Here is a 20,570-nt window from a genome sequence, read left to right as displayed (position 1 = left end):
GGGCGAAAAAAGCGGCTGCTTTACGTAGAATTTCGTTAGCACGTTGCAGTTCTTTATTTTCACGTTCGAGTTGTTTAATACGTTCTTGATCTGAAAGTTGCTGTACTTTAATTGGGTTTTGTTTATCTAAATATTTTTGATACCAAACACGTAGAGTTTCAGGAGTACAACCTATCTTGGGAGCAATAGCGGTGATCGCAGCCCAATTCGATGGATAATCTTTCTCGGATTCAATCAATAATTGAACCGCTCTTTCTCTGATTTCAGGGGTATATTTTACTTTTTTCATCGGGACATTCTCTCAGAAAGCTTGGTCTCCGACAAACCCGGTACGGTTCAAGATTTAAAAGGGCCAGTTTAACTAGCCCTTTTATTCGTGCTGAGGCCGTAAACTAGATAAAGATCACAAAAAATTCATGATTATATTGTTATTCTTTTAGTCAGATTAAAGTCGATAAAGCTTATTGACGCTTCATGATGATTAAAAACGAGAATGGTATGAATCAATTTTCTGAAAAAGACTTATCCAGAATTATAGAAATGGCTTGGGAAGATCGAACTCCTTTTGAAGCTATTTTATGTGAGTATGGTTTAAATGAAGCGGCGGTGATCCGCTTGATGCGGCAAAATATGAAAGCATCGAGTTTTAAAATGTGGCGTGAACGCGTCACCGGCCGAAAAACTAAACATCTGCAACTGCGTTCCCCCGACGTGATACGGGCCTATTGTTCACGGCAATACAAGCGTTTCTAAGCGTTTGATTTTGACCGCTGTCTGGACTCACGTTTACATCGTTCAGAACAGTATCTGACTTCCTCCCAGCAGCGTTGCCATTTTTTGCGCCAAGTAAAAGGACGCAAACAGTACATACAGATTTTTTCAGGAAGATGCTGTTTTTTCATGGTTTATAACTCATCAATCTGGCTAAGAAGTTGCTGGGCATGGCTGATGATCTGCGGCCGATCTTTAAGCTTGTCCAGCTGTCGATAGATCATGCCCATACGTGGATGAGTACGGAATATCTCCTCATTCCTAATCATGAAATACCAGTACAGGCTGTTGAAAGGACAGCTGTCCGGTTCGGTACGGGTTTTGACATTGTAGCTACAGTGCTTGCAGTAATCCGACATCTTATGGATATAATTGCCTGAAGCGGCATAGGGTTTGCTGGCCATCAAGCCGCCATCGGCATGCATTACCATGCCCAAGGTGTTCGGTAGTTCTACCCATGCATAGGCATCGGCATAGACTGCCAGATACCACTCGCTGATCTGCTGCGGGTCTACACCAGTTAATAAGGCAAAATTTCCAGTCACCATCAAACGCTGAATATGATGTGCATAGGCATGCTGAAAAGTATTACGGAAACACTCAGCCATACAGTTCATCCGAGTACGTCTAGTCCAGTAAAATTGTGGCAAAGGGGTTGAGTACTGCAGCGCATTGCTGCTGGCATACTCCGGCATGTACAGCCAGTAAACTCCGCGGACATATTCGCGCCAGCCGAGGATCTGCCTGATAAAACCTTCCACTGCATTCAGTGGTGCATGACCTTCATGGTAGGCAGCTTCTGCCGCATCACAAACTTCTTTGGGCAGTAACAGACCACAATTTAGATAAGGCGAGAGCAGGCTGTGAAACAGCATGTCTGCACCCTGAACCATGGCATCCTGATAATCTCCAAAATGCGGCAAACTGTGGGTAATGAAATGCTCCAGTGCAAGCAGAGCATTGCTACGTGTGGTGGCCCAGCGGAAGTTGTCAAGGCTGCCAGCGTGAAGCGGAAACTCGCGCTCAACCATTTGCATTACATCCAGATCAATCTGATCGCGTTCAAAATGAAGTGTTGGAGGCAATGGTGGAGTGCCTGACCATGCCTTGCGATTGGCGCTGTCATAGTTCCACTGTTGTCCAAGCGGCTGCTGTCTCTGCATCAAATAACCGGTCTGTTTACGCATTTCCCGGTAAAAATATTCCATGCGCAACGTCTGGTAGCGGCTGGCCCAGTGCCGGAACTGCTCCGGGCTACAGAAAAAACGATCGTCATCCAGACACTGTACCGGCAGTTGCAGCTGCTGGCTCCAGTGCTTTTCAATCTGCTGCTGCAGGCGGTATTCCCCGCATCGGGTCATTACCAATTCTGTGACGGGGAACAGCAGTTGCTGTGCCTGTACGAAATCCAGCAGGCTACGAATCGGACTGCCGTACTGAAAAGCATGGTAACGTACACGCCAGCCTTCCGCTTTGAGCTCTTTGGCAAAATGCCGCATTGCGCTAAAAATCAGGGCAATTTTCTGCGGATGATGGGCGACATAAGTCGCTTCCTCAACCACTTCGGCCATCAGGATCACATCCCGGGTACGGTCCAGCGCTTTAAGCGTAGCGAGCTGATGATGAAGCTGGTCACCTAAAATTAAACCGAAACGCATAGCCCTTCCAGACCCGATCAAAGATAGTCTAGTGTAAAGCCAGACAGTTCAATTTTTTGTGAAAACACAGATCAGTCCGCATGTTCAGTAAATTCAACCCGACCAGATGATCTGCTGACATTGCACATGAATCATGATTGCTACAATAACAGAGTGTTCATCTCTATAATGCTACATCCAGTTGATGAAATTCGCTTCGCATTATTCCTGAAGACATAATTGTTGTGAAAATTATGTGATTTTAATCAAAAAGATACAAATTATTATGGTTGTAATTCAGGCAGCGTGCGCTTAGTATCTAAAGAGAAGTTACTCTATGTAAGCTTCCTTAGTTTTGTCCCATACACCCCCATGTATGGGATTTTTTTAATCAGTGGATGTCATGAGTATGCATTCAAAAGCGTATATTTTTAGACAGCAGCAATTACTGGTGGATGAGCATTTTCAGTTGCCGCAGGTAGAAAAACTGCAGCACGACTTGGATCTGTCGGAAAATGGCCAAGTCATTGCACGGGATCTAAAAGAAAATGAATCAGTACCCGACGGTTATCAACTGGTCCCGATCCGGCAACTGGTGCAGGTCTGGAGCAGTTCGCAGTTTGAACAGGCTAGCCGTGCTGTGCAATTACTGGAGTGGCGTCGTAACCATCGCTTCTGTAGCAAATGTGGCCATGCTACCCAGCAGCATGCCAGCCAGTATGCCATGGTCTGTCTCTCTTGCGGTTATAACCAGTATCCACGGGTGAATCCTTGTGTGATTACTATCATCACCCGCGGCGAAGATGAAATTCTGTTGGCAAAAAATGCCCGCAATAAAACCCAGATGTATAGCCTAATTGCTGGATTTGTTGAAGTGGGCGAAACCTTGGAGGAGGCAGTACGCCGTGAGACGATGGAAGAAGTTGGGCTGCAGATCAAGAATATTCAATATCTGGCTAGCCAGCCGTGGCCGTTTCCTAGTAACCTGATGATGGCTTTCAGGGCAGAGTATCACTCGGGTGAGATTCAGATTCAGGAAGATGAGCTCAGCGATGCGCAATTTTTTAAGTTTAATCAGTTACCAGAGATTCCCTTCAAGGGCAGTATTGCTTATGCAATGATTCAGCATGTGATGCATGGAACGCCTGTAGCAGATGACAGCAAAGAATGGCTTTAACCCAGAAAACAGTCTAGGGCTTTATCGCATCATTTTGTCTTCACACTTTGTTCACATCGACTTGGGTTATCTTAATCCTGAGATCTAACAAGGCTAAAAAATGAAGATGCGATTTAAGTCTGCTTTTGCAGCGATAGCACTGTCTATCATCAGCTTTACAACGACTCAAGCAGAAACTGCTTTGCCTCAGGCAGTTGATCGGGTAGATATCCAGAAGTATGCTGGTAAATGGTATGAAATTGCGCATTTACCGATGTATTTTCAACGTAAATGTATAGCTAATATCACGGCACAATATAGCGTCAATGCCGATCAAACTATCAGCGTATTGAATAGCTGCCGAACTGCCAATGGTGAGATAATTAGCTCTGAAGGTGTTGCGTATTCGCAAAATCAGGGCAACAGCAAACTAAAGGTCAGCTTTTTGCCGCCAGGTTTAAGATGGATTCCGTTTACCAGAGGGCATTACTGGGTATTACGCGTGGATCCGGAATATAAAGTGGCACTGGTCGGTGGACCGAGTACCAAATACCTGTGGATTTTATCGCGTGAACCGCAACTGGATGAAGCCATCTATAAGTCTTATCTGGAGACAGCAAAATATTATGGTTATGACATCACAAAACTGATCAAATTGTCGCATTAATCTGTTAACCTTTTGCCGAACTGACCACTCTCTCTACACAGTTCGGCTTTTTTTATTTCATTTCACATAAAATTCATATCTGACTGATTACACTCATCAAATAGAATAAAGACAATCGCTTGAAAATAGGATGAGTCCATGTTGAAAAGTCTGATGCGATGGATAGACAGCTGGTCTACACCCACAGCGCCCGAAACACTGACGGCTGAAAACAGCAAGATTCAGTGGCTGAGGATTTTACCCTTTATTCTATTACATCTAGCCTGTCTCGCCGTGTTCTGGGTGGGAGTGTCGTGGTTTGCGATTGGCTTTATGCTGCTGTTCTACCTGATCCGCATGTTTTCCATCACCGCTTTTTTTCATCGTTATCTGTCACATAAAACTTTTCAGACTTCGCGTCCGGTACAGTTCCTGTTTGTGTTGATGGGTACCATGAGTGCGCAGCGTGGCCCGCTCTGGTGGGCGGCACATCACCGTTATCACCATCGCTATACCGATACCTTGCAAGACCCGCATTCCTCCACGCATGGTTTTTGGTACAGCCACGTTGGCTGGTTTTTAAACGAATATAACTTTGCCACGCGTAAAGAAGTCATTAGAGATTGGCTGAAATATCCGGAACTGATCTGGCTGGACCGTTTCAGTTTAATTGTGGTGCTGCTGACCGCGGGCGGGATTTATGCGCTAGGGGAGTGGCTGGCTATGACCTGGCCGCAACTCGGTACCTCCGGCCTGCAATTGCTGGTCTGGGGGTTTGTGGTCTCCACTGTGTTGCTGCTCCATGCCACTTTGTGTATTAACTCATTGGCGCATCATTATGGCAGCCGGGATTTTGACACTGAAGATCACAGCCGCAACAACTTATTCTTGTCAATCATTACCTTGGGCGAAGGCTGGCACAACAATCACCATTATTATGCCGGCAGTACACGGCAGGGTTTTTACTGGTGGCAGATTGATGTGACCTATTACCTGCTGAAACTCATGTCTTTGTTCGGGCTGGTCTGGGGACTCAAGCCGATTCCGCCACGGGTCTATGATGTCAGTAAAATTGCCCGGGCTCGAAAACAGAAAAAAGCTGCCAAGACCGGCACTCCGACTATTCATTCAAAGGAATCGCCATGAAAATTGCAATTATTGGTTCAGGTATTTCCGGTCTGTACGCTGCCTGGAAACTCAGCAAAGCGCATGAAGTCACAGTATTTGAAAAGAAGAACTACTTTGGTGGTCATACCGATACCCATCAGCTGAATATCGATGGTGAACAGGTTGCGGTGGACAGTGGCTTTATTGTGTTTAACGAGCATAACTATCCGCTGTTCTGCGCCATGCTAAAAGAACTTGGGATTCAATCGCAAAGCAGTGACATGGGCTTTTCGGTGAATAATCAGGTCAGTGGCTTACAGTACAATCCTTCAAAAAAATTCTCGTTATTGTTCCGACCTCAAAACTTTTTTAATGCAGATTTTCGCGCGATGTTGTCGGATCTGTTCCGTTTCTATGCGGCCAATAAAGATCTGGATGTGGAACAGGTCGATGCACAGCTCAGTATTGATGAGTATTTAAATCACCATGGTTATAGCGATGCCTTCCGTCATGAACATCTCTATCCGATGTGTGGAGCGCTGTGGTCCTGTCCGGTGGAACAGGCCGGACAGATTCCCTATAAATTTGTGGTGAGCTTTTTCCAGCATCATCGCATGTTGCAGCTCAAAGACCGTCCTTTATGGCTGACGGTCAAGGGTGGATCAGCTCGCTACGTTCGTGCCATTCAAGCCCAGTGCAATATCACCTTCCGTAAAACTGCTGTGCATCAGGTGTCTCGCAGCGCCAATGATGTACTGATTGAAACCCAACAAGGTAGCGAGCGTTTTGACTGGGTGATTTTCGCCAGCCACGCCGATGACAGCCTGGAACTGCTGAAAGACCCGACCGCGCAGGAGCTGGACGTGCTAGGCAAGTTCCGCTATCAGGATAACCGCATGGTGGTACATTCCGATACCTCTATCATGCCCAAATCCCGTCGCCAGTGGGCCAGCTGGCATGTACACGTCACGCCGACTCAGGCCACTGAACAGACGCCATTCCAGCACAGTGGCACACATTATGGCTTTAGCTACTGGATGAACCAGTTGCAGAACCTGAACTGCAAAACCCAAGTCTTTGCCACCCTGAATCCTAATTTTGCCCTGAATCCGAAAAAAGTCTGGGTAGAACGACATTACCGTCATCCAGTGTTTGATGCCCCGGCGATTGAAGCACAGCAACGCTGGGTCGAGGTCAACGGCCAAAACCGCACTTCATACTGTGGTGCTTACTGGGGCTGGGGCTTTCATGAGGATGGGGCGCGTAGCGCATCATGGGTAGTCGATCAGCTATTGAAACAGGCCGAACAGGCCGCCTAGGAGCACATGATGCAGATGTATCCACTGGCGATTGCCTCTGCCGAAATCCGGCACCGACGTTATTTGCCCAAAGCCCATGCTTTTGAGACCCAGCTAACCTATCTATGGTTTGATCCGGATCAGCTCGCGACCTTTACCGGTAAATCCTGGCTCTGGTCTTCCAGCCGCTGGAATTTCTTGACCCTAGATGAGCGGGATTTTCTGACCATGGAATATGGTTCGATTCGGCAGAAGGTCTCACGTTTGCTCATCAAGCGGGAAAACTATCTATTACCGCATGCCGCGTCTATCCGGGTGCTGGCTTTACCGCGCACACTGGGTTTCCGTTTCAATTCCGTAGTATTTTATCTGGTCTTTGGTGCCACCGACCAGTTGCTCTTTGTGTTGAGTGAAATCACCAACACACCGTGGAATGAACGACAGGTCTACATTCACGACTGCCGGAACAATGCAGACGAATATGCGCCGTACCAGAGTCACCAGTTTGACTTTAAAAAGGCCTTTCATGTGTCGCCGTTCATGCCGATGGGGCTGGATTATCGCTGGCGCTTCAGCTTTTCGGATCGGCAGAACGTGATTTATATGCAGCTGTTTGAACAGGGAATCTTGCAATTCGATGCCACCCTGAAATTTTCCTTGCAGGCCATCACGGTTCCTTCACAGCAGCATCGCTATGCTGTACTGAAAGTTCTTGAACCCTTCAGGATGGTCAGCGGAATTTATCTGCACGCCTTTCGTTTATGGAAAAAGAAAGTTCCATTTTACCGACATCCTAAAAAAGAAAAAGGAAACACATTGCGATGAAGACACTATTCATGGGAGAGCAAAGCACACTGCCGGTGGTACTGCGCCACCTGCTGAAATTACGCCATGGTCAGCTGATTTTTAAAGGCGTCTGGAACGGGGCTGTCGGGGAAAATAGCGATTTACAGGCGGTGATACAGGTGCATGATGTTCGTCTGATGGATCTGCTGTTCCGTAATGGTGTACTGGGTGCTGCCGAAGGTTTTATCCGTGGCTACTGGAGCAGTGAAGATCTGGTCGATGTGATCCGCATTTTGGCACGTAACCGCGATGTGCTGGACCAGATGAATCAGAATGCTGTGGCCAAAGCCAGCCAGTTACTGTTAAAGGTCTGGTATAAATCGCGCAAGAATTCGATTGATGGCAGCCGCAAAAATATTGCCGAGCATTATGACCTGAGCAATGACTTTTTCAAGCTGTTCCTGGATTACAGCATGATGTATTCAAGTGCTGTGTTTAAAGAGCTGGGCATGACCCTGGAACAGGCTTCGGATTATAAAAAAGAGCTGATCTGCCAGAAACTGCAACTCAAACCGATGGATCATTTGGTCGAAATTGGTAGCGGCTGGGGCGGTTTTGCCATTTATGCCGCGCAGCAGTATGGCTGCAAGGTCACCACCATCACCATTTCCAGAGCACAGTATGATGAAGCCGTGGCCCGGGTCGCTGCAGCAGGATTGTCACATCGTGTGACTGTGCAGCTGAAAGATTACCGCTTACTGGAAGGCAAATACGACAAGCTGGTGTCGATTGAAATGATCGAGGCCGTAGGTGAGCAGTATTTACCAACTTATTTCCGAAAATGCCGCGAGCTCCTCAAGCCGAATGGTCTGGCCCTGATTCAGGCCATCACCATTGAAGATGCACGCTATGCCAAAGCCCTGAATACCGTGGACTTTATCAAGCGCTATATTTTCCCGGGCAGTTTTATTCCCTGTATCAGTGTCATGACCCAGACCGCTTCCGAACAAAAACTGCGACTCAAACATTTGGAAGATATCGGCCAGAGCTATGCCCAGACCTTGCACTGCTGGCGTCAGCGTTTCTTGCAGCAGCATGATCAGGTACTTGGGCTTGGCTTTGATGAGCGTTTTATCCGCATGTGGGATTTTTATCTGTGTTATTGCGAAGGTGGCTTCCGCGAAGGCGTGATCAGTGATGTACATCTGCTGTTCGAAGCCAGTGCCTACTAAGCCAAGATAAAACAGGAGGGACGAAATGCTGCTGAATTTACTGATGCTGAATGTCTTTATCATGCTCTGTAGCTGGCTGCTGGTGACCTATAACCGCAGAGCAGGGCTGGTCGATGTCGCTTGGAGTTTCAGTATTGCCCTCAATGTGATTATTGCCGCTTGGGCAATTGACAGTGCACCGATGTTGGTTCGCTTATTTCTGGGACTGGCGAGTGGAATCTGGTTTTCACGGCTGACTTGGCATCTGTTACGGCGCTATGCCAATGAAACCCAAGAAGACACGCGTTATGCCAACATGCGCCGAGCGATGGGGGATTATCAGCATCTTGGTTTTCTGGTGTTTTTTATATTTCAGGCAGGTTTGGCGCTACTGTTTTCCTACCCAATGCTGAAGTTGTTAAGTATCTCGACCGAGCAATGGAATGACTGGACTTTGGTCACTGTGATTGGGGCGGGTATGATCATGCTCTTGGCTTTGATAGGTGAAAGCACTGCCGATCAGCAACTTTACCGTTTTAAGCTAGATCCACAGAATCAAGGTAAAACCATGGATCAGGGCTTGTGGAAATATTCGCGCCATCCGAATTATTTTTTTGAATGGCTGCATTGGTTTGCCTATCCAGTGCTCGGTTTGGCAGCAGGATGCTATGAATTATGGATATATCCACTGCTGATGTGGCTATTCTTGTACTACTTTACAGGTATTCCCTTTAGTGAAAAACAGGCGCTCGCCCACCGTGGCGACAACTATAAAGACTATCAACGACGAACTTCAATGTTTATTCCGTGGCCACCCAAAGAGTAGGTAAATACATGGACTTTATGATTAAAAAAACCTTAGAACTGATCGAAAATGGCAAGGTGCCAGACCCAGTGATTCGTGCAGGCATTCGTACTTTAAGCAAAAAACGTTTGGCACAAGAAGGTCGGTTTAACCCCGCATTGGCAGCGCAGCGCTATATGGATGTGCTGACCATGCTGAAAAACAGCGAAATTGCCATTGAGACAGACAAAGCCAATGAACAGCATTATGAACTGCCGACCGCATTTTTTCAGGCAGTACTCGGTAAGCGTTTGAAATATAGCGCGAGTCTCTTTGAACATGCCGATACAACGCTAGACCAAGCCGAAGAAGCTGCTCTTGCATGCTATTGCCAGCGAGCACAACTGAAAGACGGGCAGGATATTTTGGAAATTGGCTGCGGTTGGGGTTCTTTAAGTCTATATATGGCCGAGCGTTATCCAAGGGCCCGTATTACAGTCGTGTCAAATTCTTCAACGCAGCGCGAGTATATTCAGGAACAAGCCCGTTTAAAAAAACTGGATAACCTGACGGTGATCACTTGTGATGTCAATGTGTTGCAACTTGAACCTGCCTCTTTTGATCGTGTGGTGTCAGTGGAGATGTTTGAGCACGTGCGTAACTATCAAAAACTATTTGAAAATATCAGTATTTGGCTCAAACCAAATGGCTTATTGTGGTGTCATATTTTCTGTCACCGTTTCCTGCATTATCCGTTTGAAGTGAAAAATGAATTCGACTGGATGTCGAGATATTTCTTTAGTGGCGGACTGATGCCGGCAGCGTCGACTTTTCTACATTTTCAGCAGCATTTGCAATTAGAGCAGCACTGGCAATGGGCGGGTACGCAGTATGAACGTACCGCAAATGCTTGGCTAGAAAATATGGATGCTAAACAGGCCGAGCTAAAGCCCTTGTTTGAAAAAACTTATGGCGCGGATGCCGCAATCTGGTGGCAACGCTGGCGGATTTTCTTTATGGCCTGTGCCGAGCTGTTCGGTTATGAGCATGGACGCGAGTGGGTGATCGGTCACTTTCTGTTTAAAAAGAAAACCGTATAATTGAATGGCGGATCGGATGGACCAGCGGGGAATGCACCAATGTTAAAGCTGTTCAGGGACAAACACGATCATCCTCTGGGTGAGGTGTTTAACCGCTATTACTGGCTGCAAATCGGATTCATTGCCCTGTCTGTGGTGATCGGGATTGGCTGTAGTGCTTGGGTAATCAAGGGTTCCCTGCTCAGAACTGCGCTAGAACAGGAAATGTCACACTACTGGCAGCGGCTGGAACGTAATCCGGCTGCTGAACTGCCCGACACCAAAAACCTGTATGGTTACCGCTGGAGCGATGTGCCGCCAGTCCAATTTCGCCACATGCAGCTTGAGCAAGGGGTGAACCGGCATTTTGTCGATGGCAAGGAGCGCATGACCGTGTATGGTGAAAAAGACGGACAGCATGTGCTGCTGGTGTTTGGCGAAAGCAACGTCAACAAGCTGGTCTGGCTGTTTGGTCTGGCACCGCTGATGGTCAGCCTGTTTGTGCTATATAGCGTATTGTGGTGGTGGAACCGTCGGGCCCGACGTTATTTTTCCCCGATTACCCGGTTGGCCAATGCGCTGGAACATATCGACTGGGAACATCAGAAAAATCAGGCTTCGCCTTTTCAGGACATCCGCACCGACTCCAATCTGGAAGCTGAATACCTCAAGCAGGCGCTGGAAAAATATCATCAGGTATTAAGCGAATTTATTCAGCGTGAGCGTGAATTTACCGGAGATGTTAGCCATGAGCTGCGCACGCCACTGACCATTTTAAAAGGCAATGTGCAGCTGTGTCAGGCACGCTATGGCGACAACAAGTCCTTTACCCGCCTGCATAACACCATTGAAGACATGCAGCTGCTGGTCGATACCTTGCTGGCCATTGCCCGCAATACCACCAATACTTTAACTGCTGAACCGACCATGCTTTCAGAATGTCTGGACAATCTGGTGCAGGATCTAGAGAGTGTCAGTCATAACAAAGGCATGCAGATTGACCTGCAAAAAGACCTCGATGAACAGCCGCGTAAACTTTTCCCATCCATGACCAAAATGGTGTTTGGTAATATTCTGCGCAATGCGCTGAACTATTCACAGGGCACAGAAATTGATGTGATTCTGGAAAAAAATAAAGTGCTGATTGCTGACAATGGGGTCGGCATGCCTTTACCTAACAATTCTAAGGTTCAGGAACTGTCTGGCCAGCAGCTACAACTGGAAATCAAAGGGCATGGCATTGGATTGCAATTGGTGCAAAAGCTATGCAAACAGCTAGGTTGGCGTGTGGAGCTGTTTGACAGGCAATATTATCTTGGCACTCATCAGAATGTTGACCTGGCAATGACCACTGGACTGATTGTCGTTGTGTACCTAAATTAGGCTTCATCTTCGAAAGCAATCTTTAAACCAATCCCGGATATGGTGTGAATCAGCTTTTGTTCAAAGGGTTTATCGACCATTTTGCGTAAATTATAGATATGACTGCGCAGAGCATCACTTTCTGGCTCTTCGTCACCCCAAAGCTCCATCATAATTTCCTGTTTGGTCAGTACTTTAGGAGAGTGACGCATCAGTAGCTTCAAAAGTTTAAACTGAATAGGAGGCAATTCAATGTTCTGCCCAGCTCGAGTTAGCTGCTGTGTTGCTGGGTCCAAAATTAGGTCATGAATTTGCAGACGACTGCTAGATACTTCACCCAGAGAACGTTTGATCAGGGCCTTGACCCGAACCACCAGCTCGTTAAAGTCAAAGGGCTTGACCAGATAATCATCCGTGCCGGAATTGAAGCCTTTGAGTTTATCATCCAAGGTATCCCGAGCGGTAAGCATCAAGACAGGTAAGTCCAACCCTTCTTCATTGCGTAACCACTCGCACAATTCATAACCAGAACCATCAGGCAAATTAATGTCTAGTAGCAAGATATGGTAGCGTTGCTGTTTCAGTAATTGTCTAGCAGCACTCAGATTGCGGGCATGATCGACCACAAAGCCATGTTCTTCCAGAAACTCGCATAGGGTAGAGGCCAGTTCATAATGGTCTTCAACCATCAGGATAAAATGTTTCGACATAGCGGCAGACACTAATTTAATAATTGCTGTTTTAATTTAGCACTAAATGGCTGGGGACCCAGCCATATATTAAAATATTGTTGTGCCAGAGGATGTTTAAGCTGCCCTAAACTTTGCTGGTTCAAAGATAAGCTCAGGGTCTGTGTAGCATGGTTGTATTTTAAACGGTAGAGGTCGCCTGATCTGACCGGACGATACAAATCGGTGATTGGGTTGAATAGAGCATGTATTTTTGCGTCTTTAACATTACGTTTCAGTAAATGTGTGGCCGCACGCTTAAATGCCCATTCCGGAATATTCTGTGTATAGGAAAAGTCCATCTGTATATTTTGTTTTTCCCAGGACTGGCTACAGTTTTGGGCAAAATAACTGGCCATACCGACCTGTTTTTGACCCACCATCAGCGGACCATTGCCGCATTGATTCAGGCTTTGTGCCTGTGCCCATGGACAGAAGCTACATCCCATCACTAACGCTGTACTAATCGCTATTTTTTGAAAGGCAGTAGCCATGAGTAGACCCCTCCAACATAAGGCAGGGAACGGTACAGGCCATTCGCAGGGTCCCAGAAATCCTGCTGGAAAATAATCTTGTTGTTTTCGTTGATCTTGATTTCACTGATACCGTAAGAGTCCATACTGCGGGTCGTGCCGAACAATTTAAAATCATAGGCCATATGCCAGTGCACATAGGCAGAGTCCTGATGATAAGAAGCGTTTAACAGCTTGACGCTGACCTTGCTGACCCGTTTGTTCATGCCTTGAAAGTGCTCGAGTAGATTTTGACGGGATGAAAATTGCGATAGCGTATCGTTAATAAACAGCTGGTCGGCATACAGTGCTCCAGCATTTTCAACGAATTCAGGTGTGCCCAAGGTATTAAAGGCTGAGGTAAAGCGGAGGCCGATATCCTGAGCTTTAGCCTGATCCAGCGCTATCCCCTGAATACCATTTCTGGATTGGGCGTAATCGGCTGAATAACTGGGAATACTTTTACATCCGGCTAACAACAGAAGCGGCAAGGATAAGGCTGTAGCAATTAGTGTTTTTACAAGTCTCATCATCAGTGTCCGTATGAAGTGTATGTTTATACCTTAGGCAGCACAGCGTGAATAGAATGTGAAATAGACGTTATAGATGAGCAATTGAATAGAATTTTTCAAATCAAAGATTAAATGTTTAACTTTTTTCTTCGGCCATTAACCAATTAATGATATTCATAACATCATGATTTTCATTATTTTTTCTGACCATTGCATAAAAATTATAGTCACAATAGATAAAACTAAAAGGGGCAATGATCTTTCCATTTAACATTTCTTTTTCTACTAGAATTTGAGGTGCTATGGCAATTCCTAACCCAGACACGGCAGCTTCTATCATTAAATTCAGACTATCAAAATAACGGTCATTGGATTTTGGGCAAAAGCTTATTTGAAACTGATCAAACCATGTATGCCATGCACTTTTATTTGAGTGGGTATGAAGTAATGGATAGTTTAAAAGATCATTTACGGAATGAAGAAGATTTATTTCACGATTACAAATAGGACCCATGTTATCGGGAAATAACAGATATTTATTCAAAAAGTTGGGAAGTAGATGATGCTCACTGACGCTATTGATCAATATGTCAACCTTCTCTTTTTCTAACAATTTTAAGTCATTACATGTCATTAATTTGATATGGATATTGGGATAAATGACTTCGAGCTTTTCTAATCGAGGAATCAGCCAATTTGCCATAAAACTATGAGAAGCGCCTATGACAACTTCTACTTCTGAAGTTTTATTTGTTAACTCAAAGACGCATTGTTCTAAACGATTAAAAAGCTCCATACAAACGAGCGATAATTCTTCGGCATCCGCCGTCAGAGAGATGGTCGAGGAATGTCGAATAAACAATTTTTTATCCAACCATTCTTCTAACTGCTTTATTTGATGGCTAATCGCACTATGGGTGACACATAATTCTTCGGCAGCTAAGCTGAAACTTTTATTTCTGGCGACAGCTTCGAAAGCTTTTAAAGCATTAAGAGGAGGTAATGTTCTGCGTTTCATGTTGTAAAATTTTCTAACACCATAAGCTCAAAATATATCAATTATCATCAAAATGAAAATATTTTAAGATCGAACGAGTTTTGATAGTAAAAGAGATATGAGATGACAACTCCTTATACAGGTAATGGTCCTGATGACTTGGGATTTTTTGGTAAATTTGGCGGATGTTACATGCCAGAGAGCTTAATGCCAGCACTTCAAGAATTAGAGCAAGCCTTTAATAATGTTCGGCACAAACCTGAATTTTGGGCTGAATATCAGCAGATTTTAACGGACTTTGTTGGTCGTCCTAGTCCTCTTTTTTATGCAAAAAACCTAACAGCTTATGCAGGCGGCGCTCGAATATATTTCAAGCGAGAAGATTTGAACCATACGGGTGCGCATAAGATCAATAATTGTGTAGGCCAAATCTTATTAGCCAAATTTATGGGGAAAACCAGAATCATTGCAGAAACTGGTGCTGGGCAACATGGTGTTGCAACAGCAACGGTTTGCGCGCTGTTTAAGATGAAATGTACCATTTTTATGGGAGAAACAGATATTCAGCGCCAACAAATGAATGTTGAGCGCATGAAATTACTCGGTGCTGAAGTCAGAAGTGTTCAAAAGGGTCGTGCGACTTTAAAAGATGCCATGAACGAAGCATTACGTGACTGGATTCATCATGTGGATACAACCTATTACCTGTTGGGTACGGGTGCAGGCCCTCATCCATATCCGACGATGGTCAGAGAATTTCAGAAAATTATTGGTCTAGAAGCCAGAAACCAAATACTGCTCAAAGAAAATAAATTGCCGGATGCTTTGGTTGCTTGCGTTGGTGGTGGATCAAATGCATTAGGGTTGATGCATCCCTTTCTAGAAGACCTGAATGTCAAAATGTTTGGCGTTGAGGCAGGTGGAAAAGGAACACATACTGGTGAACATGCCGCCTCTATTTGCAAAGGTCAAGTCGGTGTGCTACATGGCAATTTAACCTATTTATTACAAGATTTAGATGGGCAGATTTTAGAGGGGCACTCTATATCAGCCGGCTTAGATTATCCTGGTATTGGTCCTGAGCATGGCATTCTGTTTGAAACAGGACGTGTGACATATACGGCTATAACCGATCAAGAAGCCGTAAATGCATTTCAGCTTTTAAGCCAACAGGAGGGTATTATTCCTGCGCTTGAGAGTTCTCATGCAATTGCGTATGCGATTCAACTTGCTCAAGAAATGCAGCCAGAACAGATCATTATTGTCAATTTAAGTGGCAGAGGTGACAAAGACTTAAACACGGTCAAAAAATATCTTGCAGGAGCTACAGCATGAACCGTCTAGATCAAAAATTAGAGCAATTGAAACTGGAAAATCGAAGTGGTCTGGTCTGTTATTTTACTGCTGGAGATCCTAATTTCGCAGAAAGTTGTCGTCTGTTGAGCCAATTAGGTCAAGCTGGGGCTGACATTATTGAAGTTGGCATTCCATTTTCTGATCCAGTGGCAGATGGGGAAATCATTCAAGCAGCGCATCTTAGGGCTTTAGGTGCAGGTCAAACGGTAAAACAGACCATTGAGTTGGTAAAAGTAATCAGGCTGCATGATGACCAGACACCAATAATTTTCATGACTTATTTAAATCCGATGATACAATATGGTTTTGAGAAACTTATCGCCGAAACAGAAAATCTTATAGATGGAATATTGATTTTAGATGCTTCATATGGATATCGAGAAAAATTTGAGGTGCAGTTAAATGAAAAAAATATGCATTTAATTGCAATGACCGCGCCGACGACACCAGTTGAAAGGTTAGAGCAAATTTCAGCACGCGCGACAGGATTTTTATATCATGTTGCAGAAAATGGCTTAACAGGAGGAGACTTAAATTTGGCTAATCTTGAGAAAAAGATTGCTGAAATCAAGCCTATTTTTAATATCCCAGTTGCAATTGGCTTTGGGATCAAAAATGAAAGTCATGTTAAAGCCTTAGCCAATAAAGTAGATCTTATTGTTATCGGTTCAGCGCTCGTAGACACTTTTTTTAATAAAGGAATGAACGCAACTTTAGAAAAAGTCACAGTTTTTTCACAAATCCTGAGAGAAAATAAATAATAAGCCAGCTTCTTTGATAGGTATTTGCGTATTCTTTAAAAACATAATTAAATATAAAACAGTATTTTATCTTAGTCTTCTCCCGAGAGGGCATAGGTATCTACACAATTTCCATGTTTTGCGTTAAATTGAAGAGCATGCTCTTCAATTTTAACATCTCTCGCTTAGATCAGCGCCTTGTCAAACGTTACAACAACCTTGTTCAGTTCAATATGAATCCTCTTGCTTCACTTGCCCCTGCAATCAAAGATATTGCCTCTGCTCAAAAAAATAGTTTCGCAACGACCCAAGCTGTATGGCGGTTTTTAAATAATGATAAAATCTCATTTAAACAATTAAATGAACCTATTCAAAAACTTGCTTGTGATCAGATTAAGACATCGCTGCATCGTTATGCTTTAGTTATTCATGATTGGTCACAAATCCAATATGTGACACATCGTAATAAAACTCAAAAACTCCAAAGGACACATCAGTACGACTCAGGCTATGAATTACAAACGAGCTTACTTGTTGATGCTGCTTCTGGACTTCCTGTTGCTCCATTAGCTCAAACCCTTTCTAGTGCTTCAGGTTGCTATTCGACATTTAATGAGCAACAGACCGAACGTAAAACTCATTTAGACTCCCTTTCTGAACAAATACAAAAAGTTGAACAGTTTCCTCTTGAGAAAACCTGCGTACATATTATTGATCGTGAAGGAGATTCCATTGCTCATCTCAGGGAATTAAGCAGTCATGGTTTTCAATGGCTTATTCGAGCAAAGGAAGGCAATCGGATTGAGCATCAGGGTGAAATATGTAAAGTTGGAGAAGTTGCTGAACGTATCGAAATACAGCAAGTGAAACCCATTTCTTACAAGGGTAATCAACATATGCTTTATGTTGGAGAAACCAATGTTCGGCTTACCCGTGCTGCAAAATCAAATAAAAAAGATTCTTTAGGTCAAAGAGTTGCTCCTCAGAAAGGTGCTGCAATTGAGGCTAGACTGATTATTGCGGTGGTTAAAGATATTAATGAAAAGACAGTTGCAAGATGGTCATTGATCAGCAATGTATCAACCGAGATTACCGCAGTGGAATTGACAACTTGGTATTACTGGCGTTGGTCAATCGAATGTTATTTCAAACTTCTCAAGCAAGCAGGTCATGATATTGAGTCATGGCTTCAGACTACCCCAGAAGCGATTTTAAGGCGTTTGCTGATCAGTTGTATGGCTTGTGTGTTGACGTGGAGAGTGCAGCGTTGTACAGATGAGCAAAATCAGAAAGTCCGTGCATTTTTGACTAGGCTTTCAGGTAGACAGCAGAAAAGAGGCAAGATAGAGAGTGCGCCTGCCATATTGGCAGGACTCTCGATTTTACTAAATACTCTTCAACTGCTCTCAGAATATTCAATAGATGAACTGAATGAAATCGCAACCATTGCACTAGGTACCTAAAGATGTGTAGATACCTATGCCCGAGAGGGAGAAGGAACTTTATACGTGAATTTTTTTCTAAAAGTGATCGCTTTTTAAAAATCACTATTATCATATAGATGTGACATGCGTTTTTGCTTCGTTTCAAGATAAGCTTTGTTAAAGATATTTAAACCAACTTTTAAAGGAATACGTTCAACAACATTAATTCCTAAATCAGTTAAAGATTTAATTTTAAGGGGATTATTTGTAATGAGTTTTACATTCTTTATTTTTAAATAATCTAGCATAATGGTACACATATCATATTTACGAGCATCTGCTGGTAAATTTAATAATAAATTGGCGTCAAGAGTATCATGTCCTTGGTCTTGAAGGGCGTAAGCTCGAATTTTATTGGTTAGTCCTATGCCGCGACCTTCTTGGCGCAAGTATAAGATCACACCTTGTCCTGCATCATTAATCATTTTCATGGTTGAATGTAATTGGGGGCCGCAATCACATTTGAGTGATCCAAAAGCGTCACCTGTTAAGCACTCTGAATGAATTCTAACGAGTACAGGTTGATTAGAAATAGTACCCATGCCTTTGGCAAGAGCGATATGTTCTTCACCAGTACTTTGGTCTTGAAACGCTATAATTTCAAAATCACCAAATGCAGTCGGTAGTTTTGATTTTGAAACAAACTCTATAGCCATTGAAGAATACACCTATATAAATTTATATTTGGTACAATTTACTTAATCTAACTTGAAAGCATTGGCTAATTTTTTTCAGTCATAAATTTCAGCATTTTACTTCCAAGTAAAGATTATGTATTTAATAGTGAATTTTTTGTGAAATATTAAGTTGACAAAATAACTAACCAAGCTAAAAAAATTTAGTTACCGTAGTACGGTTTAAGCGGTAATCTTTCAAGTGAAAGCCTAAAACATTTAACAGTGTATTCTTGCAGTACAATTGATAATAATCGATTAAGCAGCAAATTATTGGAGTAACGTTTTGAACGCACCTGAATTCCCTGTTGATGAAGCTGCTCGTTTACTTGCATTACAGCGAACTAATTTGCTGGATACGCCAGCAGAGAAGCGCATTGACCGCATTACAAGATTAGCAGCGTCTGTATTTAAAGTGCCAATATGCCTTATCTCTTTGGTGGATAGTGACCGGCAATGGTTTAAATCTAAAGTGGGTCTTGACGCTTGTGAAACAGGCCGTGATATCTCATTTTGTGGCCATGCGATATTGCATGAGGATATTTTAATTGTTTCAGATGCAACAAAAGATGAGCGCTTTTCGTCAAATCCTTTAGTAACCCACGCGCCGCATATTCGTTTTTATGCGGGTGCACCGCTGCGAGAGACAAGTGGGCAACCCATCGGCACTCTATGTCTCATTGACTCCGTGGCCAGAGACTTTTCAGCAAAAGAGCAGCAAGAACTGCGCGAATTTGCAGACATGGTTGAGTATGAAATTGCCAAAGAAGATCAAGCTCGACTTCAAGAGCAGTTTTTAAAAGGCATGGCAAAAACAACCTCAATACTGGCAACACTGCCTGATATGGTATTTGTTATTGACCGAAACTTTCGTTTTTTGGTTTGCAAAGAGCATCCTGACTTACTTAAACCTCAACAAGCGATTTTGGGGCGTACCGTTCATGAGATACTACCCAATGAGCTAGGTCATCAACTCGTAGAGTGCCTCAAGCAAGCCTTTTGTAACAACGATGTGATTCATCATAACTACACGTTTGAAAAGTCAAATCAATCGTTCGAAGCCCGATACAAAAAGATTGATGATAATGAAGTATTAGTGGTCATTCGTAATACCTCTGCACAAGTTGAAGCGCAGTCAGAAATAAGACGCCTTTCTGAAGTTGCAAGGCAGACAACCAATGGTGTGGTAATAACTGATGTCAAAGGTCGAGTTATATGGATTAATGAAGCCTTCTCCTTTCTTACAGGATATAGCATTGAAGAAATGCAGGGTAAAAAGCCTGGGGAGTTATTACAAGGGCCCGACACTGATCCTGCCACTGTTGCAATAATGAGAGATGCGCTTGCTCAACAGAACGGCTTTAATGTTGATGTTGTAAATTATTCAAAAGCGCAAAATTCCTACTGGGTGAGAATAGCTTGTAACCCGCTGTTTAGTGAAAGTGGTAGTTTGAGCGGCTATATTGCAATTGAAACAGATATTACAAAAGAGAAACAGGATGAAGAGCTCATAAGGAACAGTCAGAATTTACTTAAGGCCGTAATAGAGGCTAACAATATAGGCACATGGCATTTTAATATTCAAACAGGCGAGTTGATTATCAACGCAGATTCAAATCTCAAGTGCAACACATTTGTAGTTAGTTGAAAAAGTTAGGTGTATTCATAGAATCATTAGACTTTTTCAACCCGCAATTGGAAAGCACACGATGAAGAAATACACCCAACTT

Annotated in this window: 22 protein-coding genes; 14 read left to right on the top strand and 8 right to left on the bottom strand. The window is 43.8% G+C overall.

Translation table 11 applies throughout. The features are described 5' to 3' along the window. On the bottom strand, positions 1–289 hold a 289-nt coding region (locus ACEO2X_RS10160; RefSeq protein WP_371971980.1), incomplete at its 3' end, for a transposase. A 209-nt stretch (positions 290–498) separates the two neighbouring features. On the opposite strand from ACEO2X_RS10160, the gene ACEO2X_RS10155 reads away from it, so the two are divergent. Beyond that, the gene (locus tag ACEO2X_RS10155; RefSeq protein ID WP_371971979.1) at positions 499–753 is read left to right on the top strand and encodes a TIGR03643 family protein; all 255 of its coding nucleotides are present in this window, start codon (positions 499–501) and stop codon (positions 751–753) included. On the opposite strand, the gene ACEO2X_RS10150 is transcribed toward ACEO2X_RS10155, so the two are convergent. Both ACEO2X_RS10150 and ACEO2X_RS10145 read right to left on the bottom strand, forming a co-directional pair. After that, positions 750–869: a DUF2256 domain-containing protein gene (locus ACEO2X_RS10150; protein WP_253104840.1), complete on the bottom strand. Its 120-nt coding sequence runs from the start codon at positions 867–869 to the stop codon at positions 750–752. The genes ACEO2X_RS10155 and ACEO2X_RS10150 overlap by 4 nt on opposite strands. A 36-nt stretch (positions 870–905) precedes the next feature. Then, positions 906–2,429: a cryptochrome/photolyase family protein gene (locus tag ACEO2X_RS10145; protein WP_371971977.1), complete on the bottom strand. Its 1,524-nt coding sequence runs from the start codon at positions 2,427–2,429 to the stop codon at positions 906–908. Positions 2,430–2,811: 382 nt separating this feature from the next. On the opposite strand from ACEO2X_RS10145, the gene nudC reads away from it, so the two are divergent. The 9 genes from nudC to ACEO2X_RS10100 all read left to right on the top strand — a co-directional run bounded on the left by nudC (position 2,812) and on the right by ACEO2X_RS10100 (position 11,858). Then, positions 2,812–3,585: an NAD(+) diphosphatase gene (gene nudC / locus ACEO2X_RS10140; protein ID WP_194558612.1), complete on the top strand. Its 774-nt coding sequence runs from the start codon at positions 2,812–2,814 to the stop codon at positions 3,583–3,585. Positions 3,586–3,685: 100 nt separating this feature from the next. Beyond that, a complete protein-coding gene (locus tag ACEO2X_RS10135; protein WP_371971975.1) occupies positions 3,686–4,231 on the top strand; it encodes a lipocalin family protein in 546 nt (181 codons plus the stop codon). Between the two features lie 138 nt (positions 4,232–4,369). Continuing rightward, positions 4,370–5,356: an acyl-CoA desaturase gene (locus ACEO2X_RS10130; protein WP_325781123.1), complete on the top strand. Its 987-nt coding sequence runs from the start codon at positions 4,370–4,372 to the stop codon at positions 5,354–5,356. Then, a complete protein-coding gene (locus tag ACEO2X_RS10125) occupies positions 5,353–6,636 on the top strand; it encodes an NAD(P)/FAD-dependent oxidoreductase (protein WP_168417009.1) in 1,284 nt (427 codons plus the stop codon). The genes ACEO2X_RS10130 and ACEO2X_RS10125 overlap by 4 nt, the downstream gene beginning before the upstream one ends. A gap of 9 nt (positions 6,637–6,645) precedes the next feature. Further along, a complete protein-coding gene (locus tag ACEO2X_RS10120; protein ID WP_371971986.1) occupies positions 6,646–7,440 on the top strand; it encodes a DUF1365 domain-containing protein in 795 nt (264 codons plus the stop codon). Further along, positions 7,437–8,633, top strand: coding sequence for a class I SAM-dependent methyltransferase (locus tag ACEO2X_RS10115; protein WP_371971973.1), 1,197 nt, complete (start codon positions 7,437–7,439; stop codon positions 8,631–8,633). Before ACEO2X_RS10120 ends, ACEO2X_RS10115 begins: the two co-directional genes overlap by 4 nt. Positions 8,634–8,658: 25 nt before the next feature. Next, positions 8,659–9,438, top strand: a complete 780-nt coding sequence (locus tag ACEO2X_RS10110) for a DUF1295 domain-containing protein (RefSeq protein WP_371971972.1) — start codon at positions 8,659–8,661, stop codon at positions 9,436–9,438. Between the two features lie 8 nt (positions 9,439–9,446). Next, complete coding sequence (locus tag ACEO2X_RS10105) at positions 9,447–10,496, top strand: cyclopropane-fatty-acyl-phospholipid synthase family protein (protein ID WP_371971984.1); 1,050 nt, start codon at positions 9,447–9,449, stop codon at positions 10,494–10,496. Between the two features lie 39 nt (positions 10,497–10,535). Next, positions 10,536–11,858 (top strand): sensor histidine kinase, encoded by a 1,323-nt coding sequence (locus tag ACEO2X_RS10100; RefSeq protein ID WP_371971971.1) that lies wholly within the window; start codon positions 10,536–10,538, stop codon positions 11,856–11,858. Here the strand turns inward: ACEO2X_RS10100 and ACEO2X_RS10095 are convergent. From ACEO2X_RS10095 to ACEO2X_RS10080, 4 genes are all read right to left on the bottom strand, one after another. Continuing rightward, a complete protein-coding gene (locus ACEO2X_RS10095; protein WP_111885226.1) occupies positions 11,855–12,547 on the bottom strand; it encodes a response regulator transcription factor in 693 nt (230 codons plus the stop codon). The genes ACEO2X_RS10100 and ACEO2X_RS10095 overlap by 4 nt on opposite strands. Before the next feature lie 11 nt (positions 12,548–12,558). Further along, positions 12,559–13,059, bottom strand: a complete 501-nt coding sequence (locus ACEO2X_RS10090) for a chalcone isomerase family protein (protein WP_005177287.1) — start codon at positions 13,057–13,059, stop codon at positions 12,559–12,561. After that, a complete protein-coding gene (locus ACEO2X_RS10085) occupies positions 13,035–13,607 on the bottom strand; it encodes a nuclear transport factor 2 family protein (protein ID WP_171065058.1) in 573 nt (190 codons plus the stop codon). The genes ACEO2X_RS10090 and ACEO2X_RS10085 overlap by 25 nt, the downstream gene beginning before the upstream one ends. A 118-nt stretch (positions 13,608–13,725) precedes the next feature. Further along, positions 13,726–14,607 (bottom strand): LysR family transcriptional regulator, encoded by an 882-nt coding sequence (locus ACEO2X_RS10080; protein ID WP_180088377.1) that lies wholly within the window; start codon positions 14,605–14,607, stop codon positions 13,726–13,728. A gap of 102 nt (positions 14,608–14,709) precedes the next feature. On the opposite strand from ACEO2X_RS10080, the gene trpB reads away from it, so the two are divergent. The 3 genes from trpB (at position 14,710) to ACEO2X_RS10065 (ending at position 18,145) form a co-directional block, all read left to right on the top strand. Further along, on the top strand, positions 14,710–15,921 hold the full coding sequence (gene trpB, locus ACEO2X_RS10075) for a tryptophan synthase subunit beta (RefSeq protein WP_242770402.1): 1,212 nt from the start codon (positions 14,710–14,712) through the stop codon (positions 15,919–15,921). Then, the gene (gene trpA, locus ACEO2X_RS10070; protein ID WP_096901213.1) at positions 15,918–16,703 is read left to right on the top strand and encodes a tryptophan synthase subunit alpha; all 786 of its coding nucleotides are present in this window, start codon (positions 15,918–15,920) and stop codon (positions 16,701–16,703) included. The genes trpB and trpA overlap by 4 nt, the downstream gene beginning before the upstream one ends. 212 nt (positions 16,704–16,915) lie before the next feature. Next, positions 16,916–18,145, top strand: coding sequence for a transposase (locus ACEO2X_RS10065; RefSeq protein WP_371971982.1), 1,230 nt, complete (start codon positions 16,916–16,918; stop codon positions 18,143–18,145). A gap of 74 nt (positions 18,146–18,219) precedes the next feature. Here the strand turns inward: ACEO2X_RS10065 and ribA are convergent, their stop codons facing one another. Continuing rightward, positions 18,220–18,822: a GTP cyclohydrolase II gene (ribA, locus tag ACEO2X_RS10060; RefSeq protein WP_004976959.1), complete on the bottom strand. Its 603-nt coding sequence runs from the start codon at positions 18,820–18,822 to the stop codon at positions 18,220–18,222. 304 nt (positions 18,823–19,126) lie between these two features. On the opposite strand from ribA, the gene ACEO2X_RS10055 reads away from it, so the two are divergent. Further along, a complete protein-coding gene (locus ACEO2X_RS10055; RefSeq protein ID WP_371971968.1) occupies positions 19,127–20,488 on the top strand; it encodes a PAS domain-containing protein in 1,362 nt (453 codons plus the stop codon). The last annotated feature ends 82 nt before the right edge of the window (positions 20,489–20,570 follow it).

Origin of the sequence: Acinetobacter sp. AL9, from assembly GCF_041464035.1 — a bacterium.
In the GTDB taxonomy this organism is placed as follows: Bacteria; Pseudomonadota; Gammaproteobacteria; order Pseudomonadales; family Moraxellaceae; genus Acinetobacter; species Acinetobacter towneri.
Note: the sequence above shows the minus strand (reverse complement) of the source record. Positions and strands in the feature narration are given on the sequence as shown.

Excerpts from the sequence above, each read along its gene's own strand:
- ACEO2X_RS10155 (WP_371971979.1), top strand. The coding sequence starts at position 499 with ATGAATCAATTTTCTGAAAAAGACTTATCCAGAATTATAGAAATGGCT.
- ACEO2X_RS10150 (WP_253104840.1), bottom strand. The coding sequence starts at position 869 with ATGTACTGTTTGCGTCCTTTTACTTGGCGCAAAAAATGGCAACGCTGC.
- ACEO2X_RS10145 (WP_371971977.1), bottom strand. The coding sequence starts at position 2,429 with ATGCGTTTCGGTTTAATTTTAGGTGACCAGCTTCATCATCAGCTCGCT.
- nudC (WP_194558612.1), top strand. The coding sequence starts at position 2,812 with ATGAGTATGCATTCAAAAGCGTATATTTTTAGACAGCAGCAATTACTG.
- ACEO2X_RS10135 (WP_371971975.1), top strand. The coding sequence starts at position 3,686 with ATGAAGATGCGATTTAAGTCTGCTTTTGCAGCGATAGCACTGTCTATC.
- ACEO2X_RS10130 (WP_325781123.1), top strand. The coding sequence starts at position 4,370 with ATGTTGAAAAGTCTGATGCGATGGATAGACAGCTGGTCTACACCCACA.
- ACEO2X_RS10125 (WP_168417009.1), top strand. The coding sequence starts at position 5,353 with ATGAAAATTGCAATTATTGGTTCAGGTATTTCCGGTCTGTACGCTGCC.
- ACEO2X_RS10120 (WP_371971986.1), top strand. The coding sequence starts at position 6,646 with ATGCAGATGTATCCACTGGCGATTGCCTCTGCCGAAATCCGGCACCGA.
- ACEO2X_RS10115 (WP_371971973.1), top strand. The coding sequence starts at position 7,437 with ATGAAGACACTATTCATGGGAGAGCAAAGCACACTGCCGGTGGTACTG.
- ACEO2X_RS10110 (WP_371971972.1), top strand. The coding sequence starts at position 8,659 with ATGCTGCTGAATTTACTGATGCTGAATGTCTTTATCATGCTCTGTAGC.
- ACEO2X_RS10105 (WP_371971984.1), top strand. The coding sequence starts at position 9,447 with ATGGACTTTATGATTAAAAAAACCTTAGAACTGATCGAAAATGGCAAG.
- ACEO2X_RS10100 (WP_371971971.1), top strand. The coding sequence starts at position 10,536 with ATGTTAAAGCTGTTCAGGGACAAACACGATCATCCTCTGGGTGAGGTG.
- ACEO2X_RS10095 (WP_111885226.1), bottom strand. The coding sequence starts at position 12,547 with ATGTCGAAACATTTTATCCTGATGGTTGAAGACCATTATGAACTGGCC.
- ACEO2X_RS10090 (WP_005177287.1), bottom strand. The coding sequence starts at position 13,059 with ATGGCTACTGCCTTTCAAAAAATAGCGATTAGTACAGCGTTAGTGATG.
- ACEO2X_RS10085 (WP_171065058.1), bottom strand. The coding sequence starts at position 13,607 with ATGAGACTTGTAAAAACACTAATTGCTACAGCCTTATCCTTGCCGCTT.
- ACEO2X_RS10080 (WP_180088377.1), bottom strand. The coding sequence starts at position 14,607 with ATGAAACGCAGAACATTACCTCCTCTTAATGCTTTAAAAGCTTTCGAA.
- trpB (WP_242770402.1), top strand. The coding sequence starts at position 14,710 with ATGACAACTCCTTATACAGGTAATGGTCCTGATGACTTGGGATTTTTT.
- trpA (WP_096901213.1), top strand. The coding sequence starts at position 15,918 with ATGAACCGTCTAGATCAAAAATTAGAGCAATTGAAACTGGAAAATCGA.
- ACEO2X_RS10065 (WP_371971982.1), top strand. The coding sequence starts at position 16,916 with ATGAATCCTCTTGCTTCACTTGCCCCTGCAATCAAAGATATTGCCTCT.
- ribA (WP_004976959.1), bottom strand. The coding sequence starts at position 18,822 with ATGGCTATAGAGTTTGTTTCAAAATCAAAACTACCGACTGCATTTGGT.